Below are 15,808 nucleotides of genomic sequence, written 5' to 3' on the forward strand. Positions count from 1 at the left end.
CCGCCGTATTTAGGGCGAATGTCGGCGGAATCGGCTGTCCAGGCTCAGCTTTCGATCGGTCCCAGCAACGCGCTCGCCGCAGTGGAGTGCGCGGATTCCGGGTCTGACGGGTGGAACGCGCCGGCCAGGACGTCCCGGTAGAGCCGCGACAGCTCGTTCGCCGAGAAGTAGGAGCCGCCGCCCGCGACCAGCATCGCCTCGTCCACGACCTGCTTCGCCATCGTGATCGCGCGGTGCTTGACGCCGGACAGCAGGGGGAACCAGCGCGCCCCGTGATCGACGCGGTCGTCGACGTCACGGGCGAGTGCGGCGATCTGGGGAGGGAGCGCGTCGTAGGCGATCGACATGTCGGCGATGCGCCAGCGGATGTCGGGATCCTGGCTGTATGCCGCGCCGGTCTTCTTGGAGTGCCGCTTCTGCGCGGTCGCGACCGCGAGCTCGAGGGCACGGTGCGCGATGCCGGTGTAGACCGAGGCCAGCAGGATCTCGAACACCGAGAAGATGCCGAACACGATGGGGTCGGGGCTGGGCCCGGGCGGAATGCGGCGCACCACGTGATCGGCCTCCGCCACGGCGCCGTCCAGTCGCGTGGTGCGGCTCTGCGTGGCCCGCATGCCCAGCGTGTCCCAGTCGTCGGACGTCGTCACCGCATCCGTCCGGTCGATGAAGGCGAACACGAGCTGCGGAGCATCGGCGCTCGTGGTGTCGAGTCCGTGCAGGCCGAGTCGCGTCCACACCGGAGCGAGGGAGGTGAAGATCTTGGTTCCGGTGAACGCATAGCCCCCGTCGCCGTCCGGCACTGCGTCGGTGTCGCTGCCGAACAGGACCAGGTCGTTGCCTCCTTCGCTGATGCCGAAGGCGAAGACCTCGCCCGCGACCGCGCCGTCCTGCACGAACTCCAGGCCGGGGACCCCGCGATCGGAGAAGACCTTCGCGACGCCGGTCCACACCAGGTGCATGTTGATCGCGAGGGCCGTCGCTGGTGCGGCGCCCGCGAGGCGCTGCTGCAGGATCGCGGCCTCGGCGAGGCCGAGCCCCGCGCCGCCGCGTTCCGTCGGCACCAGGATCGACAGGTAGCCCGCGTCGCGCAGATCCTCGAGGTCCTGTTGGGGGAAGGTGTTCTCGCGGTCGTGGATCGGAGCGCGTTCGCGGATGCGGTCGAGGAGGTCGTCGGGCAGGAAGGTCGTGGGATCGAAGTCGTTCATGCCAGTGCCTCCAGAAGCTGCCGGATGGATTCGTCGGGGCGGTCACGGTGCAGGGAATGTCCGGCACCCTCGACGACGGACAGGGTGATCTGCGGGTTCGCCGCGAGGACCTCCTTCGCGAGGGCACCCGTGAAGATGCTGTAGACGGCGGGGTCGGCGCCGATCACATGGGTCGGCACCGTGAGGCGCGCGGCATCGGCTCGTACGTCCCACGGCTGATTCTGGGCGCTGGTCTGCTCGACCGCCCATGCGCTTGCGCGCCGTACCGCGTCGATCTTGAGCTCGTGATCCTGCGGATGCCAGTGCGGATGCTCCTCCTGCACGACCTCGAGTCGTGTGTCCGCGAACGCGCGCTCCTGGCTCTTCCTGACGATGGCGGCATCGTGCCCGTCGACGTGGATCGCGGGATCGATCAGGACCAGGCGCCGCGTCCACTCCGGAGCGGCTGCCGCGGCGACTGTGCTGGCGGCGCCTCCGAGCGAATGACCGATGACCGCGTCCCAGGGGCCGCCGTCATCGGGCTGTGTCGCCGCGAGATCGGCACCATACGCGGCGACGCTGTAGTCGAGGGACCGCGGGGCGTCGCCGTGTCCGCGGAGGTCGACGGCCGTCGCATGCCAGCCCGCCGTGGCGAGAGCATTGCCGAGGCGCCACATCAGAGCGCCGGAGGAACCGAGACCGTGGACCAGGAGAGCCCGCCGAGAGGCCGTGGGGGAGCCCCAGGCGATACGAGGCAGGGTGAGCGGTGCGGGCATGGCACCAGCCTACGACCGGTGGGGGCGCGGTCAGTCGAGCGGCACCAGAGGCGGCAGGTCGGCCGCGATCGTCAGGACGCGCTCGGCTGCGGCGTGACCCGCGGAGAGGCGCGTGGCGAGGTCGTCGCCGTCGAGGGTCGCACTCAGGAAGCCGGAGGCGAAGGCGTCTCCGGCCCCGACCGGCTCGACGACCTCGACCACCGGGGCGGGGACGAACACCGGCTCGGATTCGCCCTCGAAGGCGGTCGCCCCCACGTCGCCGTCCTTGACGACCAGCAGGCCGCAGTTCGGCAGGAACGCACGGATCTCGGCAGGTGAGACCGTCCCCCAGATGCGCTCCGCCTCGTCGCGCCCGACGAAAGCGATGTCGGCGGCGTCGGCCAGGCGGGCGAGGGTCTCGGCCGCGTCTTCCCTGCTCCACAGCTGACGGCGGTCGTTCACGTCGAAGGACACGAGAGCGCCCGCCGTGCGGGCATCGATGAAGAGCCGATCGGTCATCTCCCGGCAGGACGCGGAGAGGGCGGGGGTGATCCCGGTCGTGTGCACGATGCGCACACCCACGAGCCGTGACGGGGCCAGGAAACCGGGTTCCATGAGGGAGGCGGCCGATCCTCGGCGGTAGTAGTAGACGGTCGACGTCTCGACGCCGGGGTTCTTGAACATGACTCCGGTCGGGGAGTTCTCGTCCCGTTCGACCCACAGCTCCACGCCACGACGTTCGAGCTCCGAGGTGATCCGGTCGCCCATCGGGTCCGCGCCGAGTCGCGAGGCCCAGGCGGCGCGGTGTCCGCTGGCGGCGACGCCGACGGACACATTCGCCTCCGCGCCGGCGAGACCGAGCGTCGCCTGCCCGGCATCGGCGAGACCGGCGTCGGTCGGGGTGATCAACACCATGGACTCGCCGACGCAGACGATCTCGGGGGCGGAGCTCGGAGTGGAAGGGGAGTTCATGAAGGAGTGACCGCCAAGGGTTCGGTGTCGGGATGCGGGCTTGCGTCGCGATGACGCAGATCAGGGAAGGAACGGACGAAGACGACGGAGACGATCAGCCCGACCGCCGCGAAGATCGTGGCGGCGAGGTACGCGCCTCGCCAGTCGCTGACATCGACGAGGAAGCCGGCGACGGCGGAACCGGCGGCCGCGCCGATCAGCTGGCCGGTGCCGGCCCAGCCGAACGCCTCCGCGGTCTCGCTGAACTTCACACTCGCGGTGGTGATGGCGAAGAGGACGGCGAGGGCGGGGGCGATGCCGATGCCCGCGAGGATCAGGGTGCCGCCGAGCCAGAACACGTTGAGCATGACCATCGTCAGGCCGAGTCCGATCGTGACGATCAGCAGACGGCGCGCCATGGCCCAGGGGCCGATGGGGATGTGCCCGAACGCCAGGCCGCCTGCCAGGCTCCCGGCCGAGAACACGGCGAGGATGAGTCCGGCCGCCAGGCTTCCGTGTTCGAAGGTGGCCACCACGCCCACCTCCACGGCGGCACAGGCGCCGATCAGCAGGAAGCCGATCACCGTCGCCAGCAGGACCGGCGGCTTGAGGACGACCTTGCCCAGTGCATGGCGGCTGCGCGGGATCCGCACGCGTCCGACTTCGGGGGAGAGGATGAACCAGGCGCCGCCGGCGACGAGGACGATCGCGACGAGCAGAAGGCCCTCCGTGGTCCCGACCTGGGTGGACACGAGCGTGATGACGACCGGCGCCAGCACCCAGATGATCTCCTGCAGCGACGCGTCGAGGGAGAACAGCGGAGTGAGGTGAGAGGAGTTGACGAGCTTCGGGTAGATCGTGCGGACCGCGGCCTGGACCGGTGGGGTGGACAGCCCGGCGACCATCCCGAGGGCCATGTAGCCGGGCACATCGAGGGGAAGGACCGCGAGGCCGAGCACCGCGACGACGCACACGGCGAGCGTCAGGGTGAGCACCCGCCGCATCCCCCAGGCGCCCATCCACCGACTCGTGACGGGACCTGCGACGGCCTGACCGACGCTCGTCGCCGCGAGGACGAGTCCGGCCGATCCGTACGACCCGGTCTGCTGCTCGACGTGCAGCAGGATCGCCAGCGACATCATGCCGTTGGGGAAGCGCGCGGTCAGCTGAGCCGCGATCATGCGCGCCACACCAGGCGTGCGAAGAAGATCCCGATATCCCGCCACGAGACAACGGTACCGGGCCTCGGAGGCGGTCGTGGAAGCGCTCGTGCGGCGACACGCCGCGACACGCCGAACGACGAATTCCACAGGAATCTGAATGTCCGAGGACCGGCGTACGGTGCCCCCTGTGGATGGATCGTTCACAGGGGCTTCCCAGCCGCGATTTCACGCGGTTCGCGCCTCTCAGGACGGGGCCTTCGCCTGTGGAGGAAACGGTGGAGAACCTGTGTTGAGGCCGTGGAGAACGGTGGATAACTACACGGATGTAACTACTACCCCTTGTGGTCGCCCCCAATGTCGGTCCCCATATGTAGTATTGAAGTCCCGGCAGGGGGTCTACCGGGAAACAGCCTGATGAGAAGCAGGCCAGAGATTTGAGGGGTTACGAAAAGATGTCGATCACGGTCTACACCAAGCCTTCCTGCGTTCAGTGCAACGCGACCTACCGTGCCCTGGATGCCAAGGGCATCGAGTACGAGGTTCTCGACCTCTCCGAGGACCCGACGGCCCTCGAGCAGGTCAAGGCGCTCGGCTACCTGCAGGCGCCTGTCGTCGTCACCGACGAGGGCCACTGGTCGGGCTTCCGTCCCGACAAGATCGACGAGCTCGCCTCTCGTCTGGCGTGACTTCCCATGAGCGCCGTCGCGACCGCAGCGCCGCTCCTGATCTACTTCTCGAGCGTGTCGGGTAACACCGCGCGGTTCGTCGAGAAGCTCGGGCTCCCCGCCCGACGAATCCCCCTCCACCGGAACGAAGAAGACCTCGTCATCGACGAGCCCTTCGTGCTGGTCACCCCCACCTACGGCGGGGGCGCGGGACGAGGCGTCGAGAAGGGCGCCGTTCCCAAGCAGGTGATCCGGTTCCTCAACGACGAGCGCAACCGGCGTCACCTCCGCGGTGTGATCTCCGCGGGCAACACCAACTTCGGCGATGCCTTCTGCCTCGCCGGTGACATCATCAGCCGCAAGTGCCACGTGCCTCACTTGTATCGGCTCGAGATCTTCGGCACACAGGACGATGTGGATCGCGTGAGCGACGGATTGGAACGACGGTGGCAGCTTCAGTGACCGAGACAGTGGCATTCAAGGCGAACCCCTCCTACGAGGGACTCGACTATCACGCCCTCAACGCGATGCTCAACCTGTACGACGCGAACGGGAAGATCCAGTTCGACGCCGATAAGCGGGCCGCGCGGGAGTACTTCCTGCAGCACGTGAACCAGAACACGGTGTTCTTCCACTCGCTCAAGGAGCGCCTGGACTACCTCGTGGAGAAGGAGTACTACGAGGGCGCCGTCATCGAGAAGTACTCGATGGAGTTCATCCAGAAGCTCAACGACCTCGCCTACGGCAAGAAGTTCCGCTTCGAGACGTTCCTGGGTGCGTTCAAGTACTACACGAGCTACACGCTCAAGACCTTCGACGGCAAGCGCTACCTCGAGCGCTTCGAGGACCGCGTCGTGATGACCGCCCTCGGCCTCGCGGACGGCGACGAGAAGCTCGCCGTCGCCCTCGTCGAGGAGATCATCTCCGGTCGCTTCCAGCCGGCCACCCCGACGTTCCTCAACGCGGGCAAGGCACAGCGCGGTGAGCTCGTCAGCTGCTTCCTGCTGCGCATCGAGGACAACATGGAGTCCATCGCCCGCGGCATCAACTCCGCGCTGCAGCTGTCCAAGCGCGGTGGCGGCGTGGCACTGCTGCTGTCGAACATCCGCGAGTCGGGTGCGCCGATCAAGCAGATCGAGAACCAGTCGTCCGGAATCATCCCCGTGATGAAGCTGCTCGAAGACAGCTTCAGCTACGCCAACCAGCTCGGTGCCCGTCAGGGTGCGGGAGCGGTGTACCTCAACGCGCACCACCCCGACATCATGCGATTCCTCGACACGAAGCGTGAGAACGCCGACGAGAAGATCCGCATCAAGACCCTGTCGCTGGGCGTCGTCGTCCCCGACATCACGTTCGAGCTCGCGAAGAACGACGAAGACATGTACCTGTTCTCGCCGTACGACGTCGAGAAGGTCTACGGCGTGCCCTTCGGCGACATCTCGGTCACCGAGAAGTACCGCGAGATGGTCGACGACCCGCGCATCAAGAAGACCAAGATCAACGCGCGCGAGTTCTTCCAGACCGTCGCCGAGATCCAGTTCGAGTCCGGCTACCCGTACGTCATGTTCGAGGACACGGTGAACAAGGCCAACCCGATCAAGGGTCGGATCAACATGTCCAACCTCTGCAGCGAGATCCTGCAGGTGAACACGCCGACTACGTACAACGACGACCTGTCGTACGACAACATCGGCAAGGACATCTCCTGCAACCTCGGCTCGATGAACATCGCGCTGTCGATGGATGCCGACGACCTCGGCCAGACCGTCGAGACGGCGATCCGCGCGCTCACCGCGGTCAGCGACCAGAGCCACATCGGCTCGGTGCGCTCGATCGAGGACGGCAACGACCGTTCGCACGCGATCGGCCTCGGCCAGATGAATCTGCACGGCTACCTCGCTCGCGAGCACGTGCACTACGGGTCGGAAGAGGGCATCGACTTCACGAACATCTACTTCTACACGGTGCTGTTCCATGCGCTGCGTGCCTCGAACAACCTCGCGATCGAGCGCGGTACGACGTTCGACGGGTTCGAGGACTCGAAGTACGCGTCGGGGGAGTTCTTCGACAAGTACATCGATCAGGCGTGGGTCCCCGCGACCGAGAAGGTCAAGGAGCTCTTCGCCGGCAAGCACATCCCGACGCAGGAGGACTGGGTCGAGCTGAAGGCGTCGATCCAGAAGCACGGCATCTACAACCAGAACCTGCAGGCGGTCCCGCCCACGGGCTCCATCTCGTACATCAACAACTCCACGTCGTCGATCCACCCGATCGCGTCGAAGATCGAGATCCGCAAGGAAGGCAAGCTCGGTCGCGTGTACTACCCGGCGGCGTTCATGACGAACGACAACCTGGAGTACTACCAGGACGCATACGAGATCGGCTACGAGAAGGTCATCGACACGTACGCGGCGGCCACCCAGCACGTCGATCAGGGGCTGTCGCTGACGCTGTTCTTCAAGGACACCGCCACCACGCGCGACATCAACAAGGCGCAGATCTACGCGTGGCGCAAGGGCATCAAGACGATCTACTACATCCGTCTGCGTCAGCTGGCGCTCGAGGGCACCGACATGGCCGAGTGCGTCTCGTGCATGCTCTGACCTGAGAACCTGTCGACCCGAGAACGCGGCTGAAACCCGAGAAACGACGAAGAACATGACCCCTGAAAGACTCAAGCTGGTCTCCAGCGTGCAGGCGATCAACTGGAACCGCATCCAGGACGACAAGGACCTCGAGGTCTGGAACCGTCTGGTGAACAACTTCTGGCTGCCGGAGAAGGTGCCGCTGTCGAACGACGTGCAGTCGTGGAACACGCTCACCCCCGACGAGCAGCTGCTCACGATGCGGGTGTTCACCGGTCTGACGCTGCTCGACACGATCCAGGGCACCGTGGGTGCGGTGTCGCTGATCCCCGACGCGATCACGCCTCACGAAGAGGCCGTGTACACGAACATCGCGTTCATGGAGTCGGTGCACGCGAAGAGCTACTCCTCGATCTTCTCGACTCTCGCGTCGACGAAGGAGATCGACGAGGCGTTCCGGTGGTCGACCGAGAATCCGAACCTTCAGAAGAAGGCTCAGATCATCATGGACTACTACCAGGGCGATGACCCGCTCAAGCGCAAGGTGGCCTCCACCCTGTTGGAGTCGTTCCTCTTCTATTCGGGCTTCTACCTGCCGATCTACTGGTCGTCCAAGGCGAAGCTGACGAACACGGCCGACCTGATCCGCCTCATCATCCGTGACGAGGCCGTGCACGGGTATTACATCGGCTACAAGTTCCAGAAGGGCCTCGAGAACGAGACCCAGGAGCGTCGTGACGAGCTCAAGGACTACACGTTCTCGCTGATGTACGAGCTCTACGACAACGAGGTGCAGTACACGCAGGACCTCTACGACGGCGTCGGTCTGACCGAGGACGTGAAGAAGTTCCTGCACTACAACGCCAACAAGGCCCTCATGAACCTGGGCTACGAGGCGATGTTCCCCTCCAGCGTCACGAACGTGAACCCGGCGATCCTGTCCGCGCTCTCGCCGAACGCCGACGAGAACCACGACTTCTTCTCGGGGTCGGGCTCGTCGTACGTCATCGGCAAGGCCGAGGCCACGGAAGACGACGACTGGGACTTCTAGGAATCGGCAGCCTGAGACGCGCACTGCGGGATGAGAGAGGCCCGAACGGCAGAATCCTGCGGTTCGGGCCCTCTTGCGTTTCGCCTCGGCGGAGTTCACGGCCCCGATCCCTAGACTCATCTCGATGACCGAAGACACCGCCGCTGATGCGCGCGTCCGCGCGACAGTGACCCGGAAGCTCGTGCGGAACCCACTCGTCTGGGGTGCCGTTCTTCTGCTCGGCGCCGTCGGGTGCACGCTCGCGGGCGACGACCTCAGCTTCTTCCCGTACCTGCTCATGCTGGTCGGCGGTTGGTGCTTCGGGTTCGCGTTCGTGAACGCGGCGCTGGCCATGGTCCCGGCGCGAAACGGCGCGATGCTGCACGCCGGTGTCGCCCTGGTCCTCGGTGCGCTGGTCGCCGCCGTCGTCGAGTTCGGCGCAGAGCTACGGGAGCCCTTGCCCGAGGCCGTGCGCAGGGTCGCGCTGGTCCTCCAGCTCGCGGTGGTCCCGGCAGTGGGATGGATCTGGTTCGGACTCCTCAGCCGCGTCCTCGCGCTCATCCCGCCCCGCGATGCGAAGAAGCGGCCGAGGCTCGCGACGCCGTACTGGGAGCGCGACGAGTGCGGTGGAGGGACTCTCGTGCGGTTCGTGGCGATCCCGCTCCGCATGCGGAGTCTGGCCCAGGCGATCGTCGCCATCGTCGTGGTCGGCGGACTCCTCGGGGGTGGGCTGCTGATCGCGCTGGATGACATCGTGATGCGGATGGGACCCCGGATCGCAGTCGTCCTCCTGGGGCTCGTGCTCGGTCTGCCGGTGTATCTCCTGTTCATGGCGATGCTGCGCCGCCGGGCCGTTCAGTGCTCGGTCGCCTTCACGGATGACGAGGTGCGTGTGAGCGTCGACGACACGACACACAGGATTCCCTTTCCTGCGATCGAGTTCCTCCGCTGGCGGTGCCGCAGCGACTATGCGCGCATCGAAGTGCGGGGCGGCGGGGCCGACCTGTCTCTGTTCGCCGGGCTCGCCACACAGCCTGGCGGTCTCTCCGCGGAGCTCCCCGCACTCCCGGAGCGCGTGCATCGACGGCTCGAGCGGACCGGACTCATCGTCGAGACCGCGCGCCGGGGCGAGGTCATCACCTTCCGTCGACCTGGGCCGTCTGCCTCGCACGCGCGCGGACAGTGAACGGATGTCGGAGGCGCCTGCGATCATCCAAGGATGGATCATCTGCGACTCCGGCTCTGGTCGGAAGACGACCTCGATCTGCTGCACGCCGCGAACACCCCGGCGATGACCGATCACCTGGGCGGCCCGGAGACCGAAGACCAGATTGCGGAGCGCCACGCCCGCTATCTGCGTCTGGTCGAGTCCGGTGAGGCGCGGATGTTCGTGATCGAGGATGCCCGGGGCTCGGCGCTCGGATCGATCGGACATTGGCACGTGGAGTGGCGGAAGGAGCCGGCACTGGAGAGTGGATGGTTCGTCCTGCCCGAAGCGCAAGGACGAGAGGTGGCGTCGAACGCCTTGGCGCTCGTCGTCGACGACGCTCGTGCGCATCGAGCGGGCCGGCGCTTCCTGACTGCCTTCCCCGAGGTAGGGAATGCTGCGTCGAACGGGGTCTGCCGACGCAACGGCTTCACCTTGGCGGGGACCGTCACAGGGCAGTTCCGCGGCGCGGAGCTGACCATGAACGAGTGGGCCCTGCCACTCACCAGCACGTCAGAGGTCAGCCCGCCGGATACTCCTGGGCCTTGAGCGCCCTCGCGAGGTGGGCGGCGTTGCGCGCGGCCGTGCTGATCGCCGACGCGACCTTTTCCGGAGTCTCCTCCAGGTCTTTGTAGTCGGTCGTGTGCATGGCCTCGCCATTCCAGTAGACCGAGCCCTGGGCGGGAATCGTGTAACCCACGTCGTTCAGGGACTGGAACAGGATCGCCGCGATGTGGTGAGCCCCGTCCTCGTTCCCCACGATGCCGGCCACGGCGACCTTGTCGAACAGGGTCGGCCTGCCGCGGGCATCGGTCTCGCCGAGCTCAGCGTCGAGCCGCTCGAGCACGCGCTGTGCGATGCTCGAGTGCTGTCCCATCCAGGTGGGGGTGACGAAGACGAGGATATCGGCGTCCAGCACACGCCGTCGGATGCTCGGCCACTCGTCGTCGCCGCCCATGTCCTTCTCCACGCCGGGACTCAGGGTGAGGTCGACCGCGCGGACGAGGTCGCCGGTGACGCCATGCGCGGCGAGGGCGTCGAGCACCTGGGTCGCGAGGAGGTCGGAACTGGAGGCAGCGGGCGACGGCTTCAGCGTGCAGGAGACGGCGACCGCGGAGAGTGGTGTCTTCATGCTCCGAGCAGACCAGAATCCACGGCGGGTGCACAGGGGCTTCCCGTGTCCGGGCTATCCTGGTAAACGGCACCGACGACAGGAGATCCCGTGATCCTCAGCTTCCTCTTCTTCATGATCCTCTTCATCGGGGGAATCCTGCTGCTGGGCATCTCGTTCGGGCTACCGGCGTTCCAGGCGCTCGCGTTCTGCGGCGGCCTCCTGCTGGTGACTCTGGCCATGGCGTTCATGCTCCGCGAGGGCGGTTCGGCTACCCGCCGCTCGAAGAACTGGTCGGGCAACCCCACCGAGTGATCCTCACCGCCGCTTGGCGAGTCTCGCTTCGAGGTTCGCCCTGACGGCGGGCCACTCCGGCTCGATGATCGAGTACTCCACGCTGTCCCGCAACGCGCCGTTGCGATAGCGGCTCATCGCGCGCATCACGCCGTCCTGTTTGGCCCCGAGTCGTTCGATGGCCGCGCGGGACTGGAAGTTCACCCACTGCGTGGTGAGCCCGATGCGGAACGCCCCGAGCGACTCGAACGCATGACGGAGCAACAGCAGCTTCGACTCCGCGTTCGTGCCGGTCCCGTGCGCCGATGGCCGATTCCAGGTGTAACCGATGTGCAGCCGTGGGACATCCGCGACGATGTCGTAGTACGAGGTGAGCCCGAGGACGCGGCCGGCGGCGTCGAAGGCGGTGAAGGGCACCATCTCGCCCTTGTCGATGAGCCCCATCCGCCGCTCGACCTCGGCGGCGACCCCATCCGGCGCGGGAACCGAGGTGTACCACGCCGTCTTCCACAGGTCGCCTTCCTGCACCGCGTCGGTGAGTCCGTCGACGTGCGAGCGTGCGAGCGGACGAAGCTCGACGAGTTCTCCGGTGAGGGTGACGGGGGCGGGAGCGACGAGGAAGGCCATGAGGATATTCAATCAGCGCGTCAGGAGACTGCGAGCGGGACGGCGCCCTCGCTCAGCAAACGCTGGAACGCGGCGACCAGCTCGACCGTGACGCCCAGCTCGAACGCGAGGCTGGCGAGGTGCGGGCCGCGGACAGCTTCGGCCTCGGCGTAGGCGCGCGAGGTGATGAGCTGGCGCGCCGCCCACTCATCGGCGCGACGTTCCTGCTGTGCGCGGAGCACGGGAGCCGAAGTGGGACGGTGCCCCAGGTGGGCGTGGCCGAGTTCGTGCGCGAGGACGCTGCGCATCGTTCGGCTGCTCATCCCCGGCGCGAGACGGATCGTGCGTGTCTCGGGGTCGAAGCCTCCCCGGGTACGGCCAGGGCGTTCGACGATGCGCAACCGCCGCTCCTCGGCGAGGCGGACGAGGTGCTGCATGATGCTCCTCCTCGTCCCGGTCCGTGCCGGCCCCTGATGGCCGGATCAGTCGTAGAGGTCGTCCGAGTCGGCGTCGTGGCGGACGCGGGATTCGAAGGCGACTTCGCGGCTATCTTCGCGTGGACCGGTGACATCGGGTGTGCGGCGGAGCGGCGTGATGCGGGCGGTGGGTTCGCCGTCCGCGCGGAGTCGCTCCTCCGCACGGGCGAGCAGCACGTGCGGATCGACACCGAGCGTGGCGCAGACGGAGTAGACCACCGGAACGGGGATCGCGCGCTTGCCGGTGACGTAGTTGTCGAGGGCGCTGCGTGCGATCCCGATCCCGCGAGCCATCGCGGCGATGCTGCTCCGGGAGGCGGCGATCTCCGCGCGCATCTGGCGGCCCACGGCTTCGTTGAACTCCTCAGCAGCTGTCTTCACCCGGCTCACGATAGCAGCGCTCCGAAGCCAGAATGCCGCCATTCTGGTTCACTCGGCGGCGGTGAGTGTCCGTGCGGAGCGGTAGCGTAGGCGTATGGGGACAGATCTGCGTCATTTGTTGGCATACGAAGTGGAAGGAGCGCGTCTGCACGCCGGCGTGACCTTCGCAGACCTGGCGCATCGCTCGGGGATCGGCACGAGCAGGTTGGCGAATCTGCTCCACGCGAAGGCGGACTTCACCGTGGTCGATCTGGCGGCCATCGCCGAGGTGCTGGAGGTGACGGTGACCGCGCTTCTGCCGGCGTCGGCCGCTGACGATGGGTGAAGTCGGTCGTGCGGAGTAGCGTGGTCCGCATGAAGACCGTGCCTTTCGGATCCGCCACCGCTCCCGCCGTCATCGCTGGCATGATGCGCATCCACGACAAAGACGATGCGCACGTCCGGACGCTGTACGCGGCGGCGCGAGACGCGGGCATCGACTTCTTCGATCACGCGGACATCTACGGCGGGAGCATGCACCACTGCGAGGCGCGCTTCGCAGACGCGTTGCAGCTCAGCGCATCCGAGCGCGACGAGATCGTGCTGCAGACCAAGTGCGGCATCGTGCCGGCGCAGGGCATGTTCGACTTCTCCTACGAGCACATCGTGGGTCAGGTCGAGGGGTCGCTGGCGGCGCTGCGCACCGATCGTCTCGACGTGCTGCTGCTCCACCGCCCCGACATCCTGGTCGAACCCGACGAGGTCGCCCGCGCGTTCGACGACCTCGAAGCCGCGGGCAAGGTGAAGGCGTTCGGCGTCTCGAACCACACGCCGCGGCAGATCGACCTTCTCCGCACGGCAGTCCGGCAGCCGCTGGTCGCGAACCAGTTGCAGCTGTCGCTCACCCATGCGCCCCTGCTCGCGCAACCGGTGGCGGCGAACATGGCCGGCCACGAGCAGAGCGTCGTCCGCGACGGCGGAGGTCTCGTGGAGTACTGCCGGATCAACGGCATCACGATCCAGGCGTGGTCGCCGTTCCAGGACGGATTCTCGCACGGTGTCTTCCTCGGCAACCCCGAGTACCCCGAGCTGAATGCCGTGATCGATCGTCTCGCGGCAGCGCACGGCGTGACACCGATCGCGATCGCGACCGCGTGGATCACCCGGCATCCGGCCGGCATGCAGGTCGTGCTCGGGACCACGACGCCGCAGCGGGTGCAGGAGGCGGCGGCGGGTGCCGACCTCGTGCTCACGCGGCCCGAGTGGTACGAACTGTTCCGCGCGGCCGGGCACCTGCTTCCGTAGCCGTACGAGGCAGGGGATCCGGGCGGTAGCCGGCGAGGCGAGACGGCCCGGCGTCGTCTACCCTGAGTTCATGCCGTTCCTGTTCTCGCTCCTCGTCATCGCCCTGATGATCGGTGCGCTGATCGACATCATCACCCGCGACAACTCTCAGGTGAAGCACCTGCCGAAGATGGTGTGGATCATCATCGTCATCCTGCTGCCGCTCATCGGAAGCGCACTGTGGTTCGCGATCGGCCGCGAGTACGGCGATTCGGGCATCCCGATCCCGCGGATGCGGCGAGCGGAAAGGTCCTCGCCGCAGACCGATGTGCGACCGGCCCCGCCGGTGGATCGGCGGACCACGGAGGAGCAGATCGCCGATCTCGACCGTGAGATCGAGGAATGGCGTCTTCGGCAAGAGATCGAGAAGCGCCGACGCGACGGCGAAGCCCCGTCAGGATCCGTCGGCTCGACCTCCTAGGCGGCGTGCGGGCGGTCGAACGATTCGCGGATCGCTTCCTCCAGCTGCGGGTGACGGAACTCGAACCCGGCGGCGGTGAGCTTCTCGGGGAGCACCCATCGGCTCTTCAGGACCAGCTCGGTCTCGGTCCGGATGCCGATGGCGCCGAGCTCCAGCATCCAGCGGGGCATCGGCGGACCGATCCGAGCGCCCAGCACGCGGCGCACGGTCGCCATGAACTCGACGTTGTCGACGGGATGCGGAGCGGCCGCGTTGACCGGTCCCTCCAGTGCCGGCGTCCGCTCGAGGAAGTCGATGATGCGGGCGACGTCTTCGATGTGCACCCAGCTGAAGCGCTGACGACCGCGGCGTGCCCCGGGGAAGTGTCCCGTTCCTGCCGCGCGGCGAGCGGCGCTCACCGGCCAGCGCCCGTCGTACTGCGGACCGCCGAGGCCGAGGCGTGTCAGGGTCTTCAACGGCTCGAGCACGCCGCCGTGACCGAGGACGATCGTGCTGCGCAGAGCGACCCGACGTGTGGCCGGGAGCTCTTCGGCGAACAGCGCCTGTTCCCACGCCTTCGCGACCTCGACGGAGAAGCCGGTGCCGATCTCGCCCGCGGACTCGGTCATCGGGCGGTCCTCGGCGTGACGGTAGATCGTGGCGGTCGAGGAGTTCACCCACAGCGGGGGAGGCGTCGTGGCCCGCGCGATCGCGGTGCGCAAGGAGGCGGTGGTGTCGAGTCGTGAGCGGAAGATCTCCGCGCGGTTCTCGGGGGTGTAGCGGCAGTTGACGCTCTTGCCGGCGAGGCCGATCACCAGGGTCGCGCCGTCGACCGCGCGATCGATCTCGACCTGGTCACCCCACCGGATGTCGGCGCCCGAGCGCGAGATCGTCACCACCTCGCGACCCGCAGCGCGGAGGCGCGGAGCCAGATAGGTCCCCATGAACCCCGTGGACCCGCCGATGACGACCCGTCCCGCGCCGATGTCGTCTGTGCTCATGCGTTCTGCTCCTTCGTGGTGGCCGGCTCGACGCGATAGTGGAAGTGGCCCCGGTACTCGTACACGCGGCCGATCAGGGGAACGTGGACGGTGAGGCTCACACGCTGGCGGTCGAGGGCGTCGTCGAAGCGCTCGGTCAGTCGGACGGTCGGCGAGATCAGGCGCGGGATGCGAAGCCGGAGCCGTCCGAGACGCACCCCGACCGCGGTGCTGGTGAGCCGGAGGGCGCCGTCCTTCGTCTCGACGTCGAAGCATGCGGCGATGAGGCCCGGTTCTCCGAGTTCGTCGACCACGCGTCCGCGCTGCGTGAGGGCCACGGCATCGCGCATCACCCACGTTCCTCGGGCGAAACGGAAGGTGCGTTCCCCGATGGCGCGTGAAGCGACCGTGCGGTTCTCGATGTGGAAAGGCACGTCGTGCTCCCACCCGGAGGCGACCACGCCGCGGTGTTCGAGGGGCCGCAGCAGAGGCCAGAGCCAGCGACGGGGAGTGCCGACCCGCTGGAACACGCCCTCGCCGATGCCGACCGCGCCGTCAGGGATCGCGGCGAAGTAGGAGCGCAGGCGGGGGTGCAGCTCGTCGATCCGTTCACCGAGCGCCCGGGCGTACGGGGACTGCGGCACGAACGTCACCCCTCGAGCCTAACTCGATGGTCGGCGGGTCCCGTCCGACGGCT

20 protein-coding genes are annotated in these 15,808 nt (G+C 67.3%); 10 read left to right on the plus strand and 10 right to left on the minus strand.

Annotated features, from left to right (window positions below; all coding sequences use genetic code 11):
- Positions 1-44 precede the first annotated feature (44 nt).
- The 4 genes from KV397_RS04795 to KV397_RS04810 are packed head-to-tail and all read right to left on the minus strand — an operon-like array spanning position 45 to position 4,071.
- Positions 45-1,205 carry an acyl-CoA dehydrogenase family protein gene (locus tag KV397_RS04795; protein WP_261812292.1) on the minus strand — a complete coding sequence of 387 codons (1,161 nt, stop codon included), beginning with the start codon at positions 1,203-1,205 and terminating at the stop codon, positions 45-47.
- Entirely contained in the window at positions 1,202-1,960 is a 759-nt protein-coding gene (locus KV397_RS04800; RefSeq protein WP_261812293.1) for an alpha/beta fold hydrolase, read from the minus strand. Before KV397_RS04800 ends, KV397_RS04795 begins: the two co-directional genes overlap by 4 nt.
- Before the next feature lie 30 nt (positions 1,961-1,990).
- Positions 1,991-2,911 carry a sugar kinase gene (locus KV397_RS04805; protein ID WP_153244547.1) on the minus strand — a complete coding sequence of 307 codons (921 nt, stop codon included), beginning with the start codon at positions 2,909-2,911 and terminating at the stop codon, positions 1,991-1,993.
- The gene (locus KV397_RS04810) at positions 2,908-4,071 is read right to left on the minus strand and encodes an MFS transporter (RefSeq protein ID WP_052193221.1); all 1,164 of its coding nucleotides are present in this window, start codon (positions 4,069-4,071) and stop codon (positions 2,908-2,910) included. The genes KV397_RS04805 and KV397_RS04810 overlap by 4 nt, the downstream gene beginning before the upstream one ends.
- Positions 4,072-4,505: 434 nt before the next feature.
- On the opposite strand from KV397_RS04810, the gene nrdH reads away from it, so the two are divergent.
- The 6 genes from nrdH to KV397_RS04840 all read left to right on the plus strand — a co-directional run bounded on the left by nrdH (position 4,506) and on the right by KV397_RS04840 (position 10,089).
- The gene (gene nrdH / locus KV397_RS04815) at positions 4,506-4,739 is read left to right on the plus strand and encodes a glutaredoxin-like protein NrdH (RefSeq protein ID WP_047519073.1); all 234 of its coding nucleotides are present in this window, start codon (positions 4,506-4,508) and stop codon (positions 4,737-4,739) included.
- Positions 4,740-4,745: 6 nt separating this feature from the next.
- The gene (nrdI, locus tag KV397_RS04820; protein WP_131491526.1) at positions 4,746-5,180 is read left to right on the plus strand and encodes a class Ib ribonucleoside-diphosphate reductase assembly flavoprotein NrdI; all 435 of its coding nucleotides are present in this window, start codon (positions 4,746-4,748) and stop codon (positions 5,178-5,180) included.
- The gene (gene nrdE / locus KV397_RS04825) at positions 5,177-7,321 is read left to right on the plus strand and encodes a class 1b ribonucleoside-diphosphate reductase subunit alpha (protein WP_047519077.1); all 2,145 of its coding nucleotides are present in this window, start codon (positions 5,177-5,179) and stop codon (positions 7,319-7,321) included. Before nrdI ends, nrdE begins: the two co-directional genes overlap by 4 nt.
- A gap of 55 nt (positions 7,322-7,376) precedes the next feature.
- Positions 7,377-8,354 (plus strand): class 1b ribonucleoside-diphosphate reductase subunit beta, encoded by a 978-nt coding sequence (gene nrdF, locus KV397_RS04830; protein WP_017828866.1) that lies wholly within the window; start codon positions 7,377-7,379, stop codon positions 8,352-8,354.
- 124 nt (positions 8,355-8,478) lie between these two features.
- Positions 8,479-9,519: a hypothetical protein gene (locus KV397_RS04835; protein WP_261812294.1), complete on the plus strand. Its 1,041-nt coding sequence runs from the start codon at positions 8,479-8,481 to the stop codon at positions 9,517-9,519.
- Positions 9,520-9,552: 33 nt separating this feature from the next.
- Positions 9,553-10,089, plus strand: coding sequence for a GNAT family N-acetyltransferase (locus KV397_RS04840; RefSeq protein WP_261812295.1), 537 nt, complete (start codon positions 9,553-9,555; stop codon positions 10,087-10,089).
- Here the strand turns inward: KV397_RS04840 and KV397_RS04845 are convergent.
- A complete protein-coding gene (locus KV397_RS04845) occupies positions 10,061-10,672 on the minus strand; it encodes a flavodoxin family protein (RefSeq protein WP_232763743.1) in 612 nt (203 codons plus the stop codon). The genes KV397_RS04840 and KV397_RS04845 overlap by 29 nt on opposite strands.
- A 90-nt stretch (positions 10,673-10,762) precedes the next feature.
- Between KV397_RS04845 and KV397_RS04850 the strand changes: the two genes are divergently transcribed.
- Positions 10,763-10,966 (plus strand): hypothetical protein, encoded by a 204-nt coding sequence (locus tag KV397_RS04850; RefSeq protein ID WP_131491533.1) that lies wholly within the window; start codon positions 10,763-10,765, stop codon positions 10,964-10,966.
- A 3-nt stretch (positions 10,967-10,969) separates the two neighbouring features.
- On the opposite strand, the gene KV397_RS04855 is transcribed toward KV397_RS04850, so the two are convergent.
- Genes KV397_RS04855 through KV397_RS04865 form a run of 3 tightly spaced genes read right to left on the minus strand, consistent with a single transcriptional unit; the run spans position 10,970 to position 12,408 of the window.
- Positions 10,970-11,572 carry a GNAT family N-acetyltransferase gene (locus KV397_RS04855; protein WP_261812296.1) on the minus strand — a complete coding sequence of 201 codons (603 nt, stop codon included), beginning with the start codon at positions 11,570-11,572 and terminating at the stop codon, positions 10,970-10,972.
- Positions 11,573-11,592: 20 nt separating this feature from the next.
- A complete protein-coding gene (locus KV397_RS04860; RefSeq protein WP_047519094.1) occupies positions 11,593-11,988 on the minus strand; it encodes an ImmA/IrrE family metallo-endopeptidase in 396 nt (131 codons plus the stop codon).
- 45 nt (positions 11,989-12,033) lie between these two features.
- Positions 12,034-12,408 carry a helix-turn-helix domain-containing protein gene (locus tag KV397_RS04865; RefSeq protein ID WP_231554939.1) on the minus strand — a complete coding sequence of 125 codons (375 nt, stop codon included), beginning with the start codon at positions 12,406-12,408 and terminating at the stop codon, positions 12,034-12,036.
- A 157-nt stretch (positions 12,409-12,565) separates the two neighbouring features.
- Between KV397_RS04865 and KV397_RS04870 the strand changes: the two genes are divergently transcribed.
- From KV397_RS04870 to KV397_RS04880, 3 genes are all read left to right on the plus strand, one after another.
- On the plus strand, positions 12,566-12,733 hold the full coding sequence (locus tag KV397_RS04870; protein WP_261812297.1) for a helix-turn-helix domain-containing protein: 168 nt from the start codon (positions 12,566-12,568) through the stop codon (positions 12,731-12,733).
- Positions 12,734-12,762: 29 nt separating this feature from the next.
- A complete protein-coding gene (locus KV397_RS04875; protein WP_261812298.1) occupies positions 12,763-13,692 on the plus strand; it encodes an aldo/keto reductase in 930 nt (309 codons plus the stop codon).
- Between the two features lie 70 nt (positions 13,693-13,762).
- Positions 13,763-14,152, plus strand: coding sequence for a PLDc N-terminal domain-containing protein (locus tag KV397_RS04880; protein WP_134351840.1), 390 nt, complete (start codon positions 13,763-13,765; stop codon positions 14,150-14,152).
- Here the strand turns inward: KV397_RS04880 and KV397_RS04885 are convergent.
- Both KV397_RS04885 and KV397_RS04890 read right to left on the minus strand, forming a co-directional pair.
- Positions 14,149-15,132 (minus strand): epimerase, encoded by a 984-nt coding sequence (locus KV397_RS04885; RefSeq protein WP_134351838.1) that lies wholly within the window; start codon positions 15,130-15,132, stop codon positions 14,149-14,151. The genes KV397_RS04880 and KV397_RS04885 overlap by 4 nt on opposite strands.
- On the minus strand, positions 15,129-15,764 hold the full coding sequence (locus tag KV397_RS04890; RefSeq protein WP_153244536.1) for a DUF4166 domain-containing protein: 636 nt from the start codon (positions 15,762-15,764) through the stop codon (positions 15,129-15,131). Before KV397_RS04890 ends, KV397_RS04885 begins: the two co-directional genes overlap by 4 nt.
- Positions 15,765-15,808: the final 44 nt, after the last annotated feature.

The organism is Microbacterium aurugineum (assembly GCF_023101205.1).
In the GTDB taxonomy this organism is placed as follows: domain Bacteria; phylum Actinomycetota; class Actinomycetes; order Actinomycetales; family Microbacteriaceae; genus Microbacterium; species Microbacterium aurugineum.